Origin of the sequence: Frankia sp. QA3 (assembly GCF_000262465.1) — a bacterium.
GTDB lineage: Bacteria > Actinomycetota > Actinomycetes > Frankiales > Frankiaceae > Frankia.
The window spans coordinates 3,358,328-3,377,519 of the sequence record NZ_CM001489.1 but is presented as its reverse complement, the minus strand read 5'-3'; the positions used below and the strand labels follow the sequence as shown (position 1 = coordinate 3,377,519).

The 19,192-nt window shown below is 72.4% G+C and carries 14 protein-coding genes; 6 read left to right on the top strand and 8 right to left on the bottom strand.

Annotated elements, in window-relative coordinates; genetic code table 11:
• Nucleotides 1–133 precede the first annotated feature (133 nt).
• From dxs to FRAQA3DRAFT_RS13900, 3 genes are all read left to right on the top strand, one after another.
• Complete coding sequence (gene dxs, locus FRAQA3DRAFT_RS13910; RefSeq protein WP_009739669.1) at nt 134–2,104, top strand: 1-deoxy-D-xylulose-5-phosphate synthase; 1,971 nt, start codon at nt 134–136, stop codon at nt 2,102–2,104.
• Between the two features lie 141 nt (nt 2,105–2,245).
• Nucleotides 2,246–3,304: a lysylphosphatidylglycerol synthase transmembrane domain-containing protein gene (locus FRAQA3DRAFT_RS13905; protein WP_009739668.1), complete on the top strand. Its 1,059-nt coding sequence runs from the start codon at nt 2,246–2,248 to the stop codon at nt 3,302–3,304.
• Nucleotides 3,305–3,832: 528 nt separating this feature from the next.
• On the top strand, nt 3,833–4,552 hold the full coding sequence (locus FRAQA3DRAFT_RS13900; protein ID WP_232292194.1) for a hypothetical protein: 720 nt from the start codon (nt 3,833–3,835) through the stop codon (nt 4,550–4,552).
• Here the strand turns inward: FRAQA3DRAFT_RS13900 and FRAQA3DRAFT_RS13895 are convergent.
• Both FRAQA3DRAFT_RS13895 and FRAQA3DRAFT_RS13890 read right to left on the bottom strand, forming a co-directional pair.
• On the bottom strand, nt 4,469–6,001 hold the full coding sequence (locus FRAQA3DRAFT_RS13895; RefSeq protein WP_232292117.1) for a DHA2 family efflux MFS transporter permease subunit: 1,533 nt from the start codon (nt 5,999–6,001) through the stop codon (nt 4,469–4,471). The genes FRAQA3DRAFT_RS13900 and FRAQA3DRAFT_RS13895 overlap by 84 nt on opposite strands.
• 182 nt (nt 6,002–6,183) lie before the next feature.
• Entirely contained in the window at nt 6,184–6,789 is a 606-nt protein-coding gene (locus tag FRAQA3DRAFT_RS13890) for a TetR/AcrR family transcriptional regulator (protein ID WP_232292043.1), read from the bottom strand.
• Nucleotides 6,790–7,019: 230 nt separating this feature from the next.
• Here FRAQA3DRAFT_RS13890 and FRAQA3DRAFT_RS13885 point away from each other — a divergent pair, with 230 nt between their 5' ends.
• Together FRAQA3DRAFT_RS13885 and FRAQA3DRAFT_RS13880 are read left to right on the top strand one after the other, a co-directional pair.
• Nucleotides 7,020–8,717, top strand: a complete 1,698-nt coding sequence (locus FRAQA3DRAFT_RS13885; RefSeq protein ID WP_009739664.1) for a DUF262 domain-containing protein — start codon at nt 7,020–7,022, stop codon at nt 8,715–8,717.
• 4 nt (nt 8,718–8,721) lie between these two features.
• A complete protein-coding gene (locus FRAQA3DRAFT_RS13880) occupies nt 8,722–9,984 on the top strand; it encodes a type II toxin-antitoxin system HipA family toxin (RefSeq protein ID WP_009739663.1) in 1,263 nt (420 codons plus the stop codon).
• A gap of 9 nt (nt 9,985–9,993) precedes the next feature.
• Here FRAQA3DRAFT_RS13880 and FRAQA3DRAFT_RS13875 read toward each other — a convergent pair whose 3' ends face one another.
• The 6 genes from FRAQA3DRAFT_RS13875 to FRAQA3DRAFT_RS13850 all read right to left on the bottom strand — a co-directional run bounded on the left by FRAQA3DRAFT_RS13875 (nt 9,994) and on the right by FRAQA3DRAFT_RS13850 (nt 17,432).
• Nucleotides 9,994–12,141 carry a 3-hydroxyacyl-CoA dehydrogenase NAD-binding domain-containing protein gene (locus FRAQA3DRAFT_RS13875; protein ID WP_009739662.1) on the bottom strand — a complete coding sequence of 716 codons (2,148 nt, stop codon included), beginning with the start codon at nt 12,139–12,141 and terminating at the stop codon, nt 9,994–9,996.
• 40 nt (nt 12,142–12,181) lie between these two features.
• Nucleotides 12,182–13,402, bottom strand: a complete 1,221-nt coding sequence (locus FRAQA3DRAFT_RS13870; protein ID WP_009739661.1) for an acetyl-CoA C-acyltransferase — start codon at nt 13,400–13,402, stop codon at nt 12,182–12,184.
• Nucleotides 13,403–13,789: 387 nt separating this feature from the next.
• Nucleotides 13,790–15,352 carry a ribonuclease D gene (locus tag FRAQA3DRAFT_RS13865; RefSeq protein ID WP_009739660.1) on the bottom strand — a complete coding sequence of 521 codons (1,563 nt, stop codon included), beginning with the start codon at nt 15,350–15,352 and terminating at the stop codon, nt 13,790–13,792.
• Between the two features lie 228 nt (nt 15,353–15,580).
• Nucleotides 15,581–16,240 carry a DUF3000 domain-containing protein gene (locus FRAQA3DRAFT_RS13860; protein ID WP_009739659.1) on the bottom strand — a complete coding sequence of 220 codons (660 nt, stop codon included), beginning with the start codon at nt 16,238–16,240 and terminating at the stop codon, nt 15,581–15,583.
• 242 nt (nt 16,241–16,482) lie between these two features.
• Nucleotides 16,483–16,752 (bottom strand): hypothetical protein, encoded by a 270-nt coding sequence (locus FRAQA3DRAFT_RS13855; RefSeq protein WP_009739658.1) that lies wholly within the window; start codon nt 16,750–16,752, stop codon nt 16,483–16,485.
• 293 nt (nt 16,753–17,045) lie between these two features.
• A complete protein-coding gene (locus FRAQA3DRAFT_RS13850; RefSeq protein WP_009739657.1) occupies nt 17,046–17,432 on the bottom strand; it encodes a DUF3817 domain-containing protein in 387 nt (128 codons plus the stop codon).
• 484 nt (nt 17,433–17,916) lie between these two features.
• On the opposite strand from FRAQA3DRAFT_RS13850, the gene hemE reads away from it, so the two are divergent.
• Nucleotides 17,917–19,182 carry a uroporphyrinogen decarboxylase gene (hemE, locus tag FRAQA3DRAFT_RS13840; RefSeq protein WP_009739656.1) on the top strand — a complete coding sequence of 422 codons (1,266 nt, stop codon included), beginning with the start codon at nt 17,917–17,919 and terminating at the stop codon, nt 19,180–19,182.
• The last annotated feature ends 10 nt before the right edge of the window (nt 19,183–19,192 follow it).

The following is a 19,192-nucleotide window of genomic DNA, read 5'->3' as shown; positions in this document are numbered from 1 at the left end:
CCGCGAGCAGGTCTATTGCCTCCCTATCCACGAGGAACTCACATGTCGCCAGCCTGTCTGCGGGCGCGCAGGCGACCTGCGTAGACTTTGCCGGACCCGGACCGATCCCCTTTCGGGAGAGGGAGTTCACGCCGTGTCGCTTCTGTCCACGATCAGCTGTCCCCAGGACGTCAAGCGCCTCGACCATGAGGAGCTCGGCACCCTGGCGGCCGAGATCCGTGATTTCCTCATTCACGCCGTCGCGCGTACCGGAGGCCACCTCGGACCCAATCTCGGTGCCGTCGAGCTGACGCTGGCGATACACCGAGTGTTTGATTCGCCGTTCGACCGCATCCTTTGGGACACCGGACACCAGTCCTATGTCCACAAGATTCTCACCGGTCGCTCAGGCGATTTCGATGGGCTGCGCCAGCGGGGTGGTCTTTCGGGCTACCCCAGCCGGGCCGAGTCCGAGCACGACATCGTCGAGAATTCGCACGCCTCGACCGCCCTGTCCTACGCCGACGGGCTCTCCCGCGCCTATGCGCTGCGCGGGGAGGACCGAGCCGTCGTCGCGGTCGTCGGTGACGGCGCGCTGACCGGCGGCATGTGCTGGGAGGCCCTGAACAACATCGCGGCGGATGACCGCCCCGTCGTCGTGGTCGTCAACGACAACGGTCGGTCCTACGCGCCGACGATCGGCGGCCTCGCCGACCATCTGGCCGCCCTGCGCCTCGCCCCCGAGTACGAGCAGGTCCTCGACGTCGTCAAGCAGGTCCTCGGCCGCACGCCGCTGGTCGGCGCGCCGCTGTTCGACGCGCTGCACGGCATCAAGAAGGGCATCAAGGACGTCGTCCAGCCGCAGGGGATGTTCGAGGACCTCGGGCTGAAGTACGTCGGCCCGGTCGACGGTCACGACGTCGTCGCGGTCGAGTCCGCCCTGCGCCGCGCCCGCGACTTCGGCGGGCCGGTCATCGTCCACTGCGTCACCCGCAAGGGCTTCGGCTACCCGCCGGCCGAGCAGGACGACGCCGACAACTTCCACGGCGTCGGCGTCATCAACCCGGCCACCGGCAAGCCGGTGTCCACGTCGAAGACCACGAGCTGGACGAACATCTTCTCCGAGGAGATCGTCCAGATCGGCGCCGAGCGGCCCGACGTGGTCACCATGACGGCCGCGATGCTCCAGCCGGTCGGCCTCGGCCCGTTCGCCAAGGCGTACCCCGACCGGGTGTTCGACGTGGGCATCGCCGAGCAGCACGCCGTCACCTCGGCCGCCGGGCTCGCCATGGGCGGGCTCAAGCCGGTCGTGTGCCTGTACGCCACCTTTCTCAACCGTGCCTTCGACCAGGTCCTCATGGACGTCGCCCTGCACAACCAGCCGGTGACGTTCGTGCTCGACCGCGCCGGGGTGACCGGGGAGGACGGCGCGTCGCACAACGGCATGTGGGACATGTCGTTCCTGCAGGTCGTCCCCGGCCTCGCGATCGCGGCCCCGCGGGACGCGCCGACCCTGCGCGCCGAGCTGCGGGAGGCCGTCGAGACCACGGACAAGCCGACCGTGGTGCGCTTCCCCAAGGGCAAGGTCGCCGCGGACGTGCCGGCGATCGACACCATCGGCGGGGTGGACGTGCTGTTCCGCTCGCCGGCGGTGGCCCAGCGCCGCGAGGTGCTGCTCGTCGCCGTGGGTGCGATGGCCACCACCTGCCTGGAGGTGGCGCGACTGGTCGCCAGCCAGGGCATCGGCATCACCGTCGTCGATCCCCGCTGGGTCAAGCCGCTGCCCACCGTGCTGGTGGACCTGGCCCGCGACCACGACCTCATCGTCACCGTCGAGGACAACGGCCGGGTCGGCGGGGTCGGGGCGTCGCTGGCCCAGCTGCTGCGCGACGCCGATGTCGACGTGCCGCTGCGCGACTTCGGCATCGCCCAGCGCTTCCTCGACCACGGCAAGCGCGACGAGGTCATCGCCGAGGTCGGCCTTGCCCCGCAGGACCTCGCCCGCAAGGTCGTCGAGGCCATCGCGAAGCGCCAGCCCGCGCTGGAGGACGACCCGGCCGCGGTCGCCGGCCAGGCGTCCCCGGGCGCGCAGCGCACCGGCGAGCAGGTCGCCGACCAGCACTGATCCCGCTCTCCTGCGCGACTCGCGCATTCGGCGCCCCGCCACCGGTACTACCGGCGGCGGGGCGCCGTCGCGGCGGCCCGACGGGGCCGGTCCCGGGGGCCGGCGCGTCGGCGGCGGGGACCCCGGCCTAGGCTGGCCGGGTTGGGTCAGCACACCGAGTCGGCCGCGCCGGCGGCCGCCTCCGCGCGCCGGTCCGGGCGCGGCCCGCGCTGGTGGCTCGTGCGCGGCGCGCTCCTGGTGGCCCTCGGCCTGCTGGTGCTGGCCCTGCTCAGCCAGTGGAACGACGTCCGGGACTCGTTCCGCCTGCTCACGGTCGGCAGCGTCGTCGCCTCGGGGATCGCGACCGTCCTCGCCGTCGGGACCACGGTGCTGTCCTGGCGGGCGCTGCTGGCCGGGCTCGGCGCCGAGCTGCCGCTGCGGGCGGCGGTACGGATCTTCTTCGTGGGTCAGATCGGCAAGTACATCCCCGGCAGCGTGTGGCCGGTCCTCGCACAGATGGAGCTCTCCCGCGACTACGGCGTCTCCCGCCCGAAGGCGGCCTCGGCGAGCCTGGTCGTGCTGGCGCTCGCCGTGCCAAGCGGAGGCCTCGCCGCCGCGGTCACCCTTCCGTTCGTCTCCGCCGACGCGCTCGCGAGCTACTGGTGGGCGCTGGCCGCCGTCCCGCTGTTCGCCGTCGTGCTCTACCCGTCGGTGCTGTCCCGCCTGCTGGGGCTGGCGTTCCGGCTGCTGCGCCGGGCGCCGCTCGACGAGCCGCTGACGCTGCGCCCGATCGCCGCCGGCGCCGGCTGGCTGCTGGTGAGCTTCTGCTGGTACGGCCTGGCGACCTGGCTGCTCGTGCGCGATCTCGACCCCGACGTCGGCGGGGGGCGGCTGCTGCTGCTCTCGGTCGGCGCCTATGCCCTGGCCTGGACCGCCGGCTTCCTGGTGCTGGTGGTACCGGCCGGCGCGGGGGTCCGCGAGGCGGTGCTCGTGCTCGCGCTCGCTCCCGCCGTCGCGGGCGGTCCCGCCACGCTCGTCGCCCTGGTGGCGCGGCTGCTGGCCACGATCGCCGACCTGGTCTGGGCTGGCGTCGGCGTGGCCCTGCGCAGGCGGGGTGCCGTACTGATCGCCGCCGCGCCCGAGCCGGATTCCGGGACGGGGCCCGGGGCGCCGGGGGAGCGCCCCCCCGGCCACCTGCCGGACACGGCGACGCGCCGCTAGACGAGTCGGTCCCACCTTCAGCCGGCCGGCAGTTCGCGGCCCGCAGCTCACCGGTTCCGGCATCGCGGACTGTCGGCGTCCTTCCGTGATCGGTCGGGTATCCGCCTGGTTGGGTACCCGACCGATCGGGCGCCCGCGCTGCCGATGCGGGCAGGATGATGTGATGGGCGGCCGGGCGACCGAATCGAGAACCGACGGTTCGACCGGCCACGAGGGAGACGCATGAACGGCCAGGGCAGCGAGAATCCGTCCGGTCGGCGGGAGCCGGGCGCCGAGGACGCCGACCCGGCGGACGTGACCGGGCCGCTGGGCTCTTGGGCGCCGCCCGTGCCGCCCGTCTCCCCGACCTCCAGGAGTGCACCCGGGCCCGCCGGTGGGCCGGCCGGCCCACCCCCGCTCCCGGCTGCGCAGACCCCCCGCGCGCAGCCGGCGCCGCCGTGGCCGGGCCCCGGGCGCGGTGCCGGGGCCGTCTGGTCCTCGGCACCGTCCGTCCCCGTCGGCCCGGCCAGGCGACCGATTCCCGTCGGCGTGGGCGGCCCGCCGGTCCCGGTGGCTCCCGCCGGGCCGTACGGCCGGCCCGGTCCCGGCGGGCCGGCGTCCCCGCCCCAGGGCTGGGGCGGCCCGGTGTGGCTGGGCGGGCCGCCGACCGGGCCGCCGCGCCGCGGCCCGGCCCGCTGGCTCATCCCGCTCGTCCTCGTGCTCGCCATGGCCGCCGGCGCGGGCGGCACCGGCATCTTCCTGCTCGCCCGGTCCGACGACGGCCCCGCCAACGCCGTGCGCTCCTACCTCACCGACGTCCGCGCCGGCCACTACGACGCCGCCTACGACCGGCTCTGCAGCTCGGTCCGGGACAACCGGTCGGCCATCGAATACACGATCATCATGCGGGCGCTCGACGGGATCCGCGGGGGTATCGCCTTGTTCGCCGTGCGTGGCGTGCAGACCCGCCATCCCATCGCCGCCCAGACGGTCCGGGAGGTGCAGGTCGACATCCAGCGCGGCGACGACCCGGCCAGGCGGGAGTCCTACCAGGTGGGCAAGGAGTCCGGCGACTACTGTCTGCTCACCCCGGGCGCGCCCTTCACCGCCGGTGCCGGCGGCGGCACCCCCGGCGTGCAGCCGCCGGGACCGTTCGGCGGACTGCCGGACACCCCTGGCGGCGGCTCAGGTGGTGGCGGTGGCTCCGGTGGCGGTGGCTTCGGCCGCGGTGGCCTGGGCGACGGCGACCCACCGGCCCGCGCCGCCTGATCCGCCTTCCGCCGACGCGGGGACGTCCGTGGCGCTGATCGTGGCCCCGGCGCCGACCCCTGCGGCCGGCCGCGCCGGCTCGGCCGGGCCCGAGTCGCCGGACGCCTGGTCGGCGGTCCCGGCGGCGAGGCCGCCACGCCGCGGGAGGGTCAGGGCGCAGAGCAGGGCGAGTGCGAGGGCGATCACGCCCAGCCACAGCGCGGGCCGCGTCCCGTCGACGAACGCCGCCGGCGTGTCATAGCCGCCGCGGGCCGCGAAGACCGACGACAGCACCGCGATGCCGAGCACCCCGCCGAGCTCGCGCAGGGCGTTGTTGGTGCCCGACGCGATGCCCTGCAGCCGGGCCGGCACGACCCCGAGCGCGACGGTTGCGATCGGCACGAAGAACAGCGCCATGCCGACGCCGGAGAGGATGAACGGGCCGATCAGCGCCGAGTACGGCATGTGCGTCGTCAGCACCAGCGCGATCCAGGCGAGCCCGGCGGCGTTGAGCGTCAGCCCGCTGACCAGCAGCGGCCGGCCACCGATGCGGTCCGACACCGGCCCGGCGATCGGCGCGATGAGCAGGGGCATCGCCGTCCACGGCAGGGTCCGCACGCCGGCCTGCAGCGGCGAGTAGCCGTAGACGTTCTGCAGCGCCTGGGCCAGCAGGAAGATCGAGCCGAACATGCCCATCGAGAACAGCAGCGCGGTGGCGTTCACGGCCGCGAAGCCGCGGATGCGGAACAGCCCCATCGGCAGCATCGGCGCCCCGCCCCGGCGGGCCACCCGCAGCTCCCAGGCGACGAACGCCCCGATCCCGAGGCCGCCGAGCACCAGGGCGCCGAGCACTGGGGTGCTCGTCCAGCCGTGCCCCTCCCCGCGGACGAGGCCGAACGTGACGCCCAACAGCCCGGCGCTGATCAGCGCGGCGCCGGTGAGGTCGAGCCGGGACGAGCGGACCCGCGACTCGGCGAGCGCGCGCAGCCCGACGGGCAGCGCGACGAGGCCGATCGGTACGTTGACCCAGAAGATCCACTGCCAGCTCGCGCCCTCGGTGACCGCGCCGCCGATGAGCGGCCCGACCGCGACGGCCAGCCCCGTCATCGCCCCCCAGATGCCGAGGGCGGCACCCCGGCGCTCCTCGGGCACGGCCGCGGCGAGCAGCGTGAGGGTCAGCGGCAGCACGAAGGCGGCGCCGATGCCCTGTACGGCGCGGGCGGTGATGAGAACGCCGATGGACGGGGCGAGCGCCGCACCCGCGCTGCCCAGGGTGAACACCGCGAGACCGGTGAGGAACACCCGGCGACGCCCGAGCCGGTCGCCCAGCGCCGCCCCGGTGAGCAGCAGGACGGCGAACGGCAGGGTGTAGGCGTTCACCGTCCATTCCAGGCCTTCCAGGCCGGCGCCGAGATCCTCGCGGATCTGCGGGAGCGCCGTGGTGACCACCAGGTTGTCCAGGGACACCATGAACGCGGCCAGCGAGGTGACGACGAGGGTCCAGGCGGTGCTGGGGCGTCGAGACACGGCAGTTCTCCTTCCCGTCTCTTGTGAGTAATCACTATCTTTGGCAGGTAGTAACCAGTCACTACCTTGGACGTGCGTGACGGGCTACGGCCCGCCGGAAGCCGGCGTGCCGCGGTCGACCCGGATCAGGTGGTGTGGGGCTCCAGGGCGCCGGGCCCCGGAAGGTCGGGGCTCGGCGCGTCGGGTCTCAGGACGCTGGCGGCCGAGCCCGGCGGTGCCGCAAGGCAGATCAGCTGCGCCCACTGTTCGTCGAGGACGGCGAGGTCCATCGCCGCGATGATGTTGAAAAGCATGCCGTAGGCGAAGAACAGCCGGATCTCGTCGATCGGCAGGCCGGTCACGCGGCTCACGGTGTCCCACAGCCGGTGGAATCCGGCACGGGTCGTGACCTGGACGTCCGGGTCGTAGCAGCCGGAGTAGGCCTGCAGCTGGTTCAGCAGATACGTCGGGTCTGCCAGCAGCTCCTGGTAGGACTCCTTCATCGCGTCCAGCGCGGCCTCGCCGGTCAGCTCGCCGGCGGCCCGCTCGAAGTGGGTCGCGGTCCGGCGGAAGGTGTCCTCGATGACGGCGAGGAACAGCGCCTTCTTCGTCGGGTACAGCCGGAACAGGTACGGCTGGGAGATGCCGGCCCGCTCGGCGATCGACTCCGTCGACGTGCCGGTCAACCCGCCGTGGGCGAACTCCACGACGGCCGCGGCGAGCACGCTCGCCCGCCGCTGCTCGGCGCTCATCCGCCCACTGCCCCCTGTCCGTGTAGCCACGCCCCTAAGGTAGTGGCCACTCACTACTTTGTCTAGCATGAGCCACTCGTCGTTGGCCCACAGCATCGGCCCGGGCCTCGGCGTCTCGGCAGGCCAGTAAGGTGGTCATCACTCGCTGCGTCGTTGGGTCGAGACGAGTCCTCGTAGGGCAGTGTCGGGCGCGGGGCGGCCGTTCGCTCGTAACGTGAAGGATGGTTGCCATGTCGACCGACGGACTCGGCACCCAACCCAGTGCTACGACGTACGAGTTGGAGGATCTCGTCGCCCAGGCCTGGCAGGGTCGGGTCCGGGTCCCTCATTTCCAGCGTGACTTCCGCTGGGGAAGCCAGGATGTCGTCCGGCTTTTCGACAGCATCATCAAGGGATATCCAATCGGCAGCTTGCTGCTTTGGGTTCGGCATTCTGGCGCCGAGTCTGTCACGCTGGGGGAGTTGCGGATTGCAGCCCCAGAAGGTGAAAACACCTTCTGGGTCGTCGATGGTCAGCAGCGCATCACGAGTATTGCCAACGCGCTGCATCCCGAGGGGAACAGGCACAGCCCGTTCTCTGTGCACTACGATCTCAAGGCTCAGAAATTTGTTGATCGCCCCAGGGTGATGGACGATTATTACATACCCCTACCGATTTTGTTTGATCTCGTAGAGCTGATTGACTGGTTCTCTGATTCGGGTCGGGGTGCCCGAGAGTATTTTCCTGTGGCGCAACGTATTGCAAAGATGCTTCGCCAGTACAAGATCCCAGCCTATCTGGTCCGCCAGGACGACGAGGAAGTCCTTACCGACATCTTTGACCGAATGAACAACTTCGGCAAAAGGTTGAGTCGGGCCGAGATATTCTCCGCTCTGTTTGCCGGTCCAGAAGAGGGCTCGGCCCAACGCCTCTCGCTGTCGCGGATCGCTGAGCGCGTTGACGCGCAGACCGGGTTCGGCCTAATTGATGCAAACACGGTACTGCACTCGATACTCGCCAGGCGTGGCCCTGATCCTATGCGTGATATACGTGGCGAGTTTGCTGATGGTGACCGGCGGGTTACATCGGATTTCCCTGGCGAGTCGCAGGAATCGGCTTATGCCGAGAGCGAGGCGGCGCTTGTGCGAGCTGTCGCATTTTTGCAGCGGGACGCCGGTGTGCCGCATCTCTCCCTGCTGACATACAAGGCCTTGCTCGTCGTACTTGTTCGATTCTTTGCGCACTTTCCCGAACCTACCGAACGGAATCGGATCCTGCTCCGCCGTTTCTACTGGCGTGCGGCTGTGGGTGGTCCAACGGTGTTCAAGGGCAGCTTCACCCAGATGAGCCGCATTCTCTGTGCTCTGGTCCGGCCGGGTCATGAAGAAACGTCGGTGCAGGAACTTGTCAAGTCGATGGATCGATCGGTGAGGGAGATTCCGAGCGCCGTGCGATTCCGCACGAACGAGGCGGTCGGGAAGATCATTCTATGCTCCTGGTGGTGGCTACAGCCCAGATCTCCGCTTACTGGTGAACGGTACGGGCAAAACGATCTTTCGGAGCTGCTCGTCGAACAGTCGACGGCGGCGCTCGCGGTGCACCGTCTTTTCCCGCGCGGAGCCCGGGACGTCCAGCAGCTATGGGCTGCGGCCCGGCTCTTCATTCCGAGCCCGACGGAGTCCCTCGAAAGCTTCCTGGAGGCGGTGACCCGTCCATCCGTTTACCTGAACGGTCAGGAATGGGCTGACGTGCTCACTTCCTACTGTCTTGACGAAAACGTCGTCTCCCTTCTCGACCTTGGCCAGCGCGACGATTTTCTGCGCGCTCGGCAGGAAATCATAGAGAATAATCTTGATGTATTTCTTAATCGAATGACGGAGTGGAAGTTTGAGGACACCGCGCCGCTTGACTCTTTCGATATGGACGAGTTGACCGAGTCGGGCGAGTAGTGCGGTGACTCCGACTGAGCATCACTATGCGGTACTGCTGCACGGACGGCACGTCGGGGTTCTGCGGCAGCGCGGAGACCACACGATGTTCACCTTCACCGAGGAGTATCTGAACGACGAGTCTCGTCCCGTCCTCGGTCTGCGATTCGAGGAGGATCTTCGCGGTCGGTATTCGGCCGCACTGCGCCTGCCGCGCTGGTTCTCGAACCTGCTGCCTGAGGGGCCGCTACGCGAGTGGATCGCGGCGGACCGGGATGTCGCGCTCGACCGGGAGATGGAACTGCTCGCCCAGGTCGGGCATGATCTCCCCGGCGCCGTCCAGGTTCTCCCGATGGAGGTCGCCGCGGAGGCCTTGGAGTGGCCTGCTGAGCGCCTAAACAGATCGATCGGAGCCTCTTCCGAGGCCACAGCGTCGCCGTGGCGATTCTCGCTGGCTGGGGTTGCGCTGAAGTTCTCGATGCTGGCCGCTGGTGATCGTCTTACCGTTCCCGCCCTGGGTGAGCACGGTGACTGGTTGGTCAAGTTTCCTGATCAGCGGTTCGGCGAGGTCCCGCTGAACGAGTTCGTGATGATGTCGCTCGCCGCCGAGGTGGGGCTCGACGTACCCGAGGTCCGGCTCGTCCACCGCGACGAGCTTCAGGGCCTGCCGTCCCGGATGTGGCCGAACTCCGAGGAATGGGCGTATGCGGTTCGCCGTTTCGACCGACGCGGCGAAGGAGATCGGACGGCGATTCACATTGAGGACTTCGCCCAGGTCCGAGACAAGTATCCGGACTCGAAGTACGAGGGCACGTTCGAGACGGTGGCGGCGCTGGCCTATCGCGGCCGTGACCTGCGGGCACTCCAGGAGATGGCTCGCCGGCTGGCCTTCAACGTGCTGATCGGTAACGGGGACGCCCACCTGAAGAACTGGTCGCTGATCTACCTCGACGAGCGTCGGCCGACTCTCTCACCGGCCTACGATCTGGTTTCGACCGTCGTGTACGGCAGACAGGGCGGGCACCTCGACGATCTCGGGCTCAAACTCGGGGGCAGCAAGCGGTTCGACTCGGTCCGACTCTCCTCGTTCGCGCGGCTCGAAGCGCGGCTCGATCGCCGTTTCGGGGTGACCGGGGCGGATCTGCACGCAGTCGCGTCCGCGGTGTGCGAGAGGCTCCCGGCGGCGTGGGAGCGCCACCGGGATGCCTTCGCCCGCAGTTCCGCGCTCGGCGGTGACATCGGGAACTGGATCGATCGGATGCGAACGGCGCTGACCTCGGCCCGGTAGCCGCTGGGGTCAGCGGGGCGGGGTGGCGACGCCGGGCGGGGCGAAGCGTTCGCCGGTGACGATCTCGCTGATGCCGGTGCGGTCCAGGTAGGGGGTGATCCCGCCGAGGTGGAACGGCCAGCCGGCGCCGAGGATCATGCACAGGTCGATGTCGGCGGCCTCGGCGACGACCTTCTCGGCGAGCATGAGGTGGATCTCCTCGGCGAGCGCCCGCAGGGCGGCCTCGCGCACCTCGGCGGCCGTGGGCGGCTGCGGTTGCGCAGCCGACCGCAGCGCCGCGGCGGCCTCGGGGTCGACGATCTGGGCGCCGTCCGGACCGGTGGTGTAGACCGAGCCCCGGCCCGCCTCGACCAGCCGAGCCAGGCTCGCGGGCGCCCGGAAGCGGTCCGGGAAGGTGGCGTGCAGCGCCTCGGCGACGTGCAGCGCCACCGCCGGGCCGACCAGCGACAGCAGGACGAGCGGCGACATCGGCAGCCCCAGGGGATCCAGGGCGTGGTCGACCTGCTCGATCGGCGCGCCCTGCTCCGCGGCGCCCAGCACCTCACCGAGGAAGCGGGTGAGCAGGCGGTTCACGACGAACGCCGGCGCGTCCGCGACGAGCACGGCGTCCTTCTTCAACGTCCTGGCGACGGCCAGGGTCGTGGCGACCGTCGCGTCGTCGGTGCGGTTCGCGCGGACCACCTCGACGAGCGGCAGCACGGACACCGGGTTGAAGAAGTGCAGGCCGGCGACCCGCTCGGGGTGGGCCAGCCGCGCGGCCATCTCGGTGACCGACAGCGCGGAGGTGTTCGTCAGCAGCACCGCGGTGGGCGCCACCACGGCCTCCAGCTCGGCGAACACGGCCTGCTTGACCGCCAGGTCCTCGAAGACCGCCTCGATGACCAGGTCGGCGTCGGCGAAGGCGTCTTTGGTCAACGAGCCGGTGACGTTGGCCTTGTACCGGTTGGCCTGGTCGGGGGAGATCCGGTGGCGCAGCAGCAGGTTGTCGATCTCCCGGTGGACGTTCGCGACGCCGGCGTCGAGACGCTCGGCGTCGATGTCGGTGAGCACGACCGGCACCTCCAGCCGGTGCGCGAACACGAGCGCGAGCTGGGCGGCCATCAGCCCGGCGCCGACGACCCCGACCTTGGTGACCGGGCGGGCCAGCGCCGGATCCGGGCCGCCGACCGGCCGCTTCGCCCGCTTCTGGACCAGGTCGAAGGCATACAGCCCGGCGGCGAGCTCGCCGCTGACCGACAGGTCGGCCAGCGCCTGGGTCTCGGCGGCGAAGCCGGTGTCGCGATCGGCGGTCTCGGCGAGCGCGATCAGATCGAGGGCCCGGTAGGCGGCCGGCGCGGCGCCGTGCAGCTTGGCGTCGGCCAGCGTCCGGCCGCGGGCGACGGCCTCGGCCCAGACGGCGCCCCGCTCCACCGGGCGGCGCTCGGCCACCGGGTCGATCTCCCCGCGCAGCACCCGGCCCACCCAGGCCAGCGCCTCCTCCAGGAAGTCGGCCGGCTCCAGCAGCACGTCCCCGATGCCCAGCTCGAACGCCGTGGACCCGCGCAGGGTGCGGTTCTGGCTGAGCGCGTTGTCGATGATGACGGACACCGCCCGGTCGGCGCCGATCAGGTTCGGCAGCAGCTGGGTGCCGCCCCAGGCCGGCACCAGGCCGAGGAACACCTCCGGGAAGGCGAGCGCGGGAATCCCGGCGGACAGCGCCCGGTAGTCGCAGTGCAGCGCCAGCTCCAGGCCGCCGCCCAGCGCCGCCCCGTTGACCAGCGCGAAGGTGGGGACCTTGCGTCCGTCGAGGCGGCCGGAACCGAGCCGGGCGAAGGCGTCGTGGCCGAGGCGGCCGAGCGCGTCCAGCGACGGGCGCAGCCGGTCCGCCTCGGTGATCGACGACCGGAAGCCCAGGTCCGCCCCGACGCTGAAGATGAACGGCTTGCCGGTCACGGCGATCGCGGCGACCGGGGGGTCGTGCGCGGAGATCTCGTCGACGGCGGCGAGCAGCCGGCGCAGCCCGGCCGGGCCGAAGGTGCTCGGCCGGGTGTGGTCGTGGCCGTTGTCGAGGGTGACGAGGGCGACCGGACCGGCCACCCCGGGCAGTGTCACGTACCGGACGTGCGCGGCCGTGACGACCTCGTCCGGGTAGTCCAGGGTCACCTCGTCGATCGTCATGCCGCCCTCTCCTGGGACTGGGTTCTCGCGTAGGGCCCGGTCAGCTCGTCGCCGTGGTCGCGGCGCCGTGGTGGGGGTTCTCCCAGATCGTGGTGGCCCCCATGCCGAGGCCCACGCACATCGCCGTCATGCCGTAGCGCACCTCGGGATGCTCGGCGAACTGCCGGGCCAGCTGGGTCATCAGCCGCACGCCGCTGGAGGCCAGCGGATGGCCCAGCGCGATCGCTCCGCCGTACTGGTTGACCCGGGGGTCGTCGTCGGCGATGCCGAAATGGTCGAGGAAGGCCAGCACCTGCACGGCGAACGCCTCGTTCAGCTCGAACAGCCCGATGTCGTCGATCGTCAGGCCGGTGCGGGCGAGCGCCTTCTCCGTCGACGGGATGGGGCCGACGCCCATGACCTCCGGCGCGACCCCGGCGAACCCGTAGCCGACCAGCGTCATCCGCGCCGGCAGCCCCAGCTCCGCGGCCACCTCCGCGGCCGCGAGCAGGCACCCGGTGGCGCCGTCGTTGATCCCGGCGGAGTTGCCCGCCGTGACCCGGCCGTGCGGCCGGAACGGGGTACGCAGCCCCGCCAGCCCGTCGAGGGTCGTCGTCGGGCGCGGCGGCTCGTCGGCGGTGACCAGCTCCCAGCCGCTGTCGGCGTGGCGGGCGGCCATCGGGACCAGGTCGGGCTGGATCTGGCCGTTCGCGTAGGCCTTGGCAACCTTCTCCTGGGAGGCCAGGGCGTAGGCGTCCGCCCGCTCCCGGGTGATCGCTGGGAAGCGGTCGTGCACGTTCTCCGCCGTCGACCCCATGACCAGCGCGGACGGGTCGACCAGCCGCTCGGCGACGAACCGCGGGTTGAGGTCGGCGCCCTCGCCCATGGGATGGCGGCCCATGTGCTCCACCCCGCCGGCTACGGCGACGTCGTAGGCGCCCACGGCGATCGACGAGGCCGTCGTGGTCACCGCCGTCACGGCCCCGGCGCACATCCGGTCGACGGCGTAGCCGGGCACCGACTCGGGCAGCCCCGCCAGCACGCCGGCGATCCGGCCGATCGTCAGGCCCTGGTCGCCGATCTGGGTGGTGGCCGCGACCGCCACCTCGTCGATGCGCTCGGGCGGCAGCGACGGGTTGCGGCGCAGCAGCTCCCGGATCACCCGGACGATCAGGTCGTCGGCCCGGGTCTCGGCGTACACGCCCTTGGCCTTGCCGAACGGCGTGCGCACGCCGTCGACGAAGACCACGTCGCGGACCGAACCGCGGGCTGAACCGAACACGGTGGCCTCCCCACCGGCGGCTCTCGGCCGCCGGCACCTCGCCGTGGGACGCCGACCCGCTCGCGCCGGCCCGACGGGACCGCGCGGGCGGTCAGCACCGGCGCGGACACCGCCGGCACCGGCTAGCCTACGGCAGCGGTTACCGGCCGGTAGACCACTCGCGTCGTCTGTCCCCGGTGTCGCGGTACGGCCGATGGCGCCCCGCGCCAGCAGATCGCCCCGGGCCCGCCTGGGGCCAGTACCGATCTTCAGAACGGGCCCGGTTTCGTGGAACACCATGATCGCTGGGGTCGGGGCTAGCCGAGGTCGGAGCGGTCCAGCACGCATCGATAGCGGACGTCGCCTCGCTCCGAGCGGGTGAGAGCCTCCTCCACCCGGGCGGATGGATCAGGCCGGGCCGGGGCCGGCTGGGGCGGAACCCGTCGGGCCCGGGCCCGACGCGGACGGCTTCGTCACGCTGCCGCCCGCGGTGGCCGGGTCGGTGGGGCCGCCGCACGCCGGGGCCGCGCCGACCGAGGAAGCGCCGCCGCCGTCCGCCGACGCCGCGCCGACCGGAGAGCCGGCGGTGGCCCGCCCGGCCGCCCCGCGCGCCGACCGGCCGGCGCCGGCGCGCCCACCGCGGGAGCGCGGCCGATCCACTCCGCCGGCCCCACCGCCGCGGCCCCCGCGCCGCCCGCCGGCGCGTTCGGCGGCGGTCGGGGCGATCTCGTCGGCCGGGTCGGGTTCCGGGTCGACGAGCGCGGATTTCAGGGCCGTGCGGGTCAGCTCCCGCTGCCAGGCGCGGGCGCCGCCGGCGCGCAGCGTCTCCTCCACCGCCGACTCGGTCAGCGGATCGGGCGGGGACCAGGCGATCCGCCGGGACAGCGCGGGTTCGAGCAAATTCTCCACCGGCATGGTGCGGGCGGCGGCGAGCGCGGACAGCTCCGCCCGCACCCGGGCCAGCCGGGCGGCGGCCACCGGGTCGCGCTCGGCCCACCGGTTCGGCGGTGGCAGGCCGTCGCCGCTGGGACCGGCCGGCGCCGGCAGCTCGTCGTCGGGCAGCGCCGCGGCGCTGCGCAGCGCATCCAGCCAGGTGCTCGCGGTCCGGCGGATCCGCGGCCCCGAGAAGATGGGCAGGCGGATCAGCGCCGCGGTGTCGGCGGGGGCGTTGAGGACCGCGTCCATGATGGCGCTGTCCGGCAGGACCCGGCCGGGGGCCACGTCCCGGGCTCGGGCCATCCGGTCCCGGGCGGTCCACATGGCCCGCACCGCCGCGAGCTGGCGGCGGGAGCGCGCCCGGTGGATGCCGCTGGTCCGCCGCCACGGCTCGGCGCGGGGCTCCCGGGGCGGCGCCGCCGCGATCGCGGCGAACTCCTGCCGGGCAAACTCGATCTTGTCCTGCTCGATCAGTTCGGCCTCGAGCGCGTCGCGCAGCTCCACCAGCAACTCGACGTCGAGCGCCGCGTAACGCAGCCAGGGCTCGGGCAGCGGCCGGGTCGACCAGTCCGCCGCCGAGTGGCCCTTCTCCAGGCCGTAACCGAGCACCCGCTCGACCATCATGCCGAGGCCGACCCGCTCGTAGCCCAGCAGCCGGCCGGCGAGCTCGGTGTCGAACAGCAGGCTCGGCCGCAGCCCGAGCTCGGCCAGGCAGGGCAGGTCCTGGCTGGCGGCGTGCAGTACCCATTCGGCGTCACCCACCGCTTCCTGGATGACGCTGAGGTCACCCAGCGGGATCGGGTCGACGAGCAGCGAACCGGCCCCCCGGCGCCGGATCTGGACCAGGTAGGCGCGTTGGCTGTACCGGTACCCGGACGCCCGCTCGGCGTCGAAGGCGACCGGGCCCGTCCCGGCCGCCAGCCGCTCGGCCGCAGCGGCGAGCTCTGCGGCGTCGACGATCACGGGAGGGACGCCGTCCACAGGAGCGAGCAGCGGGATGGGCTCGCGGGCGCTGGTGCTGGGCTCTCCCTCCACCTTTGCGCTTACACCCCCGCTGACCTGCTGTGTTGGTTCAGGAACCGTCGACGTCACGATCGGCGATCGTACGTCTGAATCCTCGCGGAGGCAGCCGCGCTGTACAGCGAATCGCGCTAATTATACGCATCGTGACACCGTTGCCGGGTGCGGTGGCCGGCTCGTGAGTCCGATGGGTAGGCTGATCCGCTGGGTGTGATGCCGCAACCGGGGCGGCGGCCTGCGGCTTCAGCCCCGGCGCTGGGGGAGCGGCACGACGCCGGACAGTGCCGGTGGCAGGCCGGCCATGGCGGCCAGCAGGTCACCGAAGGCCAGTAGATGGGCCGCTGCCCCGGCGGGACTCCACGCGGGCCGCGCCGGCTCGGAGCCGGCCGGGCCCGCGGCGACCGGGTCGGCGCCGAGCGCGGTCTCCGCCCAGTCGGGCGACCAGGAACAGCGCAGCTCGACGTCGAAGCTGTCCCCCTCCGCCCGCAGGACGCCGAACCGCCGCGACGAAGTCGTCGTCACCGCGCCGCCGAGCGCGCGGATCTGCGCGCCGTGCGCGTCGAGGGACTCCCGCAGCCACGACCAGGTCACCTCGGCCAGCAGCGGATCGGTGGCGATCTCCGCATCGACGCTCGCCCGGGCATAGCAGACGATGCGGGCGCTGCCCTGCCAGGCCGGCTGTCCGTCCGGGTCCATCAGGACGATCAGCCGGCCGGCGGCGACGTCGGCGGCATCGCCGGTCAGGCCGCCGGCAAGCGCGAAGGCGTACGGCGCGAGCCGGGTCGGGGCCGCGACCTCGTGCACGCTGATCTCCGGACGCAGTCGCGTCATCCCGTCGCGCATGGCGTCGGTGACCGCGAGAAAAATCGGCGGGCTCGCCTCGTACGACTGCGCAGCCCCCATGACGGCAACGTTAGGGCGTCGACCTTGATCGCGCTGGGCGGACGCCGGAGCGTGCGGCTTCGACCCCGTTGCGTGTGGTCGGGCGCCGATGAGGCGATGGCTGGAGCGGTGTGCCGCCGGATCCCGCAGGACCGGAACCTCCCGTGGCCCGGGTGCTGCCTCCGTCGCGGCGGGCTCGCCGTACGCCCCGGGACGCCCCGGGGAGGCGCCGTAATCGGGACGCGGGGCGGGATTGTGCAGGCTCACGCCGGGATCCGGGCGGCGGCGCGCTCGCGGCCGCGATGGTCCCGCGCCGCGGCGGCAGCCTCCCGGGCCGGGCGTGGGTGCGCCGCCGGCCTGGCGGCCGGGACCGGTCCCACGAGCACCGCGGCACCACACTCGGTGCAGGCCCACTCCGGGCAGTCCGCCCCATGTCCGTCCGCGCACGGCGGCTGCTCGAACGGCCGCTCGTCACCGCATTCGGCGCAGGCGAGAACGATGTGATCGTTGGTGCCCACCCGGACCAGTTCCACTCGAACACCACTCCCCGCGCACGGTTGCTGCGTGTTGCGTCCCCTCGGGTGCGGTGGGCGCTTGCACCACGGATCATGCGCCCCCGCGACTGCCGGCCGACGGGGGAACGCGGACAACGCGCACCCTCTGCCCTCATTCCGACCGGACTGACGGTGCCACGGGACGGACAGATGTCCGCGCATTCTCTTCCGGCGTGTCGCGTGAGCCCATCTCGATGCGGTGTGGGCGGGAGATCCCCGGTCGAGGGGCTCGCCCCGTTTCGCTGGGGCGTGCATGCGGACCGGGCGGGGCGTCAGCTCCGGCGGGCGGTGGGCCGGGAGACGGGCCGCGCGCCCGGGCTGGTCGGCGCGCTCGCGCTGCCCGGTGTGCCGGCGTCGCCCCGCAGCCAGTGCCGCTCCACGAAGAACGGCGCCACCGGCAGCACCGAGGCGATCAGGGCCAGCACGGTGCGCCGGCGTGGCCAGCGCCCGACGAATGCCAGGTAGCCGATGAGTGCGCAGTAGGCGAGGAAGAGCGTGCCGTGGATCGGGCCGAGGATCTTCACTCCCTGGGGATGGTCGGCGCCGTACTTGATCCCCGTGGCGATGAGCAGCAGGAGGAACGACGTAGCCTCGGCGAACGAGACGGCGCGGGCCGCGGTCAGGATCCGGGAGCCGCCGTGCGGGGACTTATCGATCATCGGTGAATCCTCAATCGTCGTCGCTGTCGCTGTCGCTGTCGCTGTCGCTGTCGTGGTCGCTGTCGTGGTCGTCGCTGTCGTGACACTCGTGGCCGGGTCGAGACGTTGCCGGGACCCGGTCCGGCCCGGCCGGGTCCCCGGTTCGGGCTGGCTGGCGGGCGCGGTCCGCCCGGTCCAGCCCACCTTGGCGGCGCGGTGTGCACCGTCCGGACACGCCGGCCGCTCACCTGGGCGAACAGCGGAATTCGTCACACCTGGACGGCCTGCGGTCGACCCGGCCGGACGGTCCGGTCGGGGCGGTCCAGGTCGGCGGGCACCGGCTGGACCAGCAACTTCTTCTACTGAAAGTAGAAGATAGCTGACCCCGGATGCCCCGATCGGCCTGGACCGTGACCACGCCGACGCCGGTCATCACCCGCCCGTGCCGATCGGGGTGACCCTGGTCGCACCGGCACAGGTACGGCGGGCATGCAACGATCGAGGCATGTCTGTCGTCCACATCGACGCCGGGCCCGGGTCCGGGCCGGCCAGCGTCCAGACCGCGCCGAGCGGCGTCGCGGTCGCCTCGGCGCGGGTCGCGCCCTCGCGGGACGGCGACACCCCCCATCGCCCCGGTCGGCCCGCCGCGGCGACCGACCTCCCGCCTGCCGGCGCCGCCCTGCGCTCCGGTGACGCCCTCCGCCGGCCTGGTGACGCCCTCCGCCGGCCTGGCGACGCCGCCCGCCGGCCCGGCCTCGCCACCACCGCCCCGTTCCTGCGGGCCTGCCGGCGGGACCGGCCCGAGACCACCCCCGTCTGGTTCATGCGCCAGGCCGGTCGCGTCCTGCCCGAGTACCGGGCGCTGCGCGCCGACGTGCCGATGCTCGACTCGTGCCGCGACCCGGCGATGATCACCGAGATCACCATGCAGCCGGTGCGCCGCTTCCGGCCGGACGCGGCGATCTTCTTCTCCGACATCGTCGTGCCGCTGGTGGCGATCGGTCTCGACATCGACATCGTCGCCGGGGTGGGGCCGGTCGTCGCGGAGCCGGTGCGCGACGCCGCCGGGCTCGCGGCGCTGCGCGCCCTGGAACCGGACGACGTCCCCTACGTCACGCAGGCGATCCGCAGCCTGCTCGGCGAGCTCGGCGGCACCCCGCTGATCGGGTTCGCGGGCGCGCCGTTCACCCTCGCCAGCTACCTCGTCGAGGGCGGCCCGAGCCGCAACCACCTGCGCACCAAGGCGATGATGTACGGCGAGCCGAAGCTCTGGCACGACCTGCTCGACCGGCTGGCCACCATCACCACCGCCTTCCTGCGCGTCCAGGTCGATGCCGGCGTCGACGCGGTGCAGCTGTTCGACTCCTGGGCCGGTGCGCTCAGCGAGGACGACTACCGGCGCTACGTGGCGCCGCACAGCGCGCGGGTGCTGGGCGCCTTCGCCGACGAGGTGCCGCGCATCCACTTCGGCGTCAACACCGGCGAGCTGCTCGCCGCCATGGGCCAGGCGGGCGCGGACGTCGTCGGGGTCGACTGGCGGGTCCCGCTCGACGAGGCCGCCCGCCGGGTCGGCCCGGGCCGGGCCCTGCAGGGCAATCTCGACCCGGCGGCGGTGTTCGCGCCCGAGCCCGTGCTCGCCGCCAAGGTCGGCGACGTCCTTGCCCGCGGCGCGAAGGCGGAGGGGCACGTGTTCAACCTCGGGCACGGCGTCCTGCCGGAGACCGACCCGGGAGTGCTCGCGCACATCGTCGACCTCGTCCACGCCGGTTGATCCACCAGCG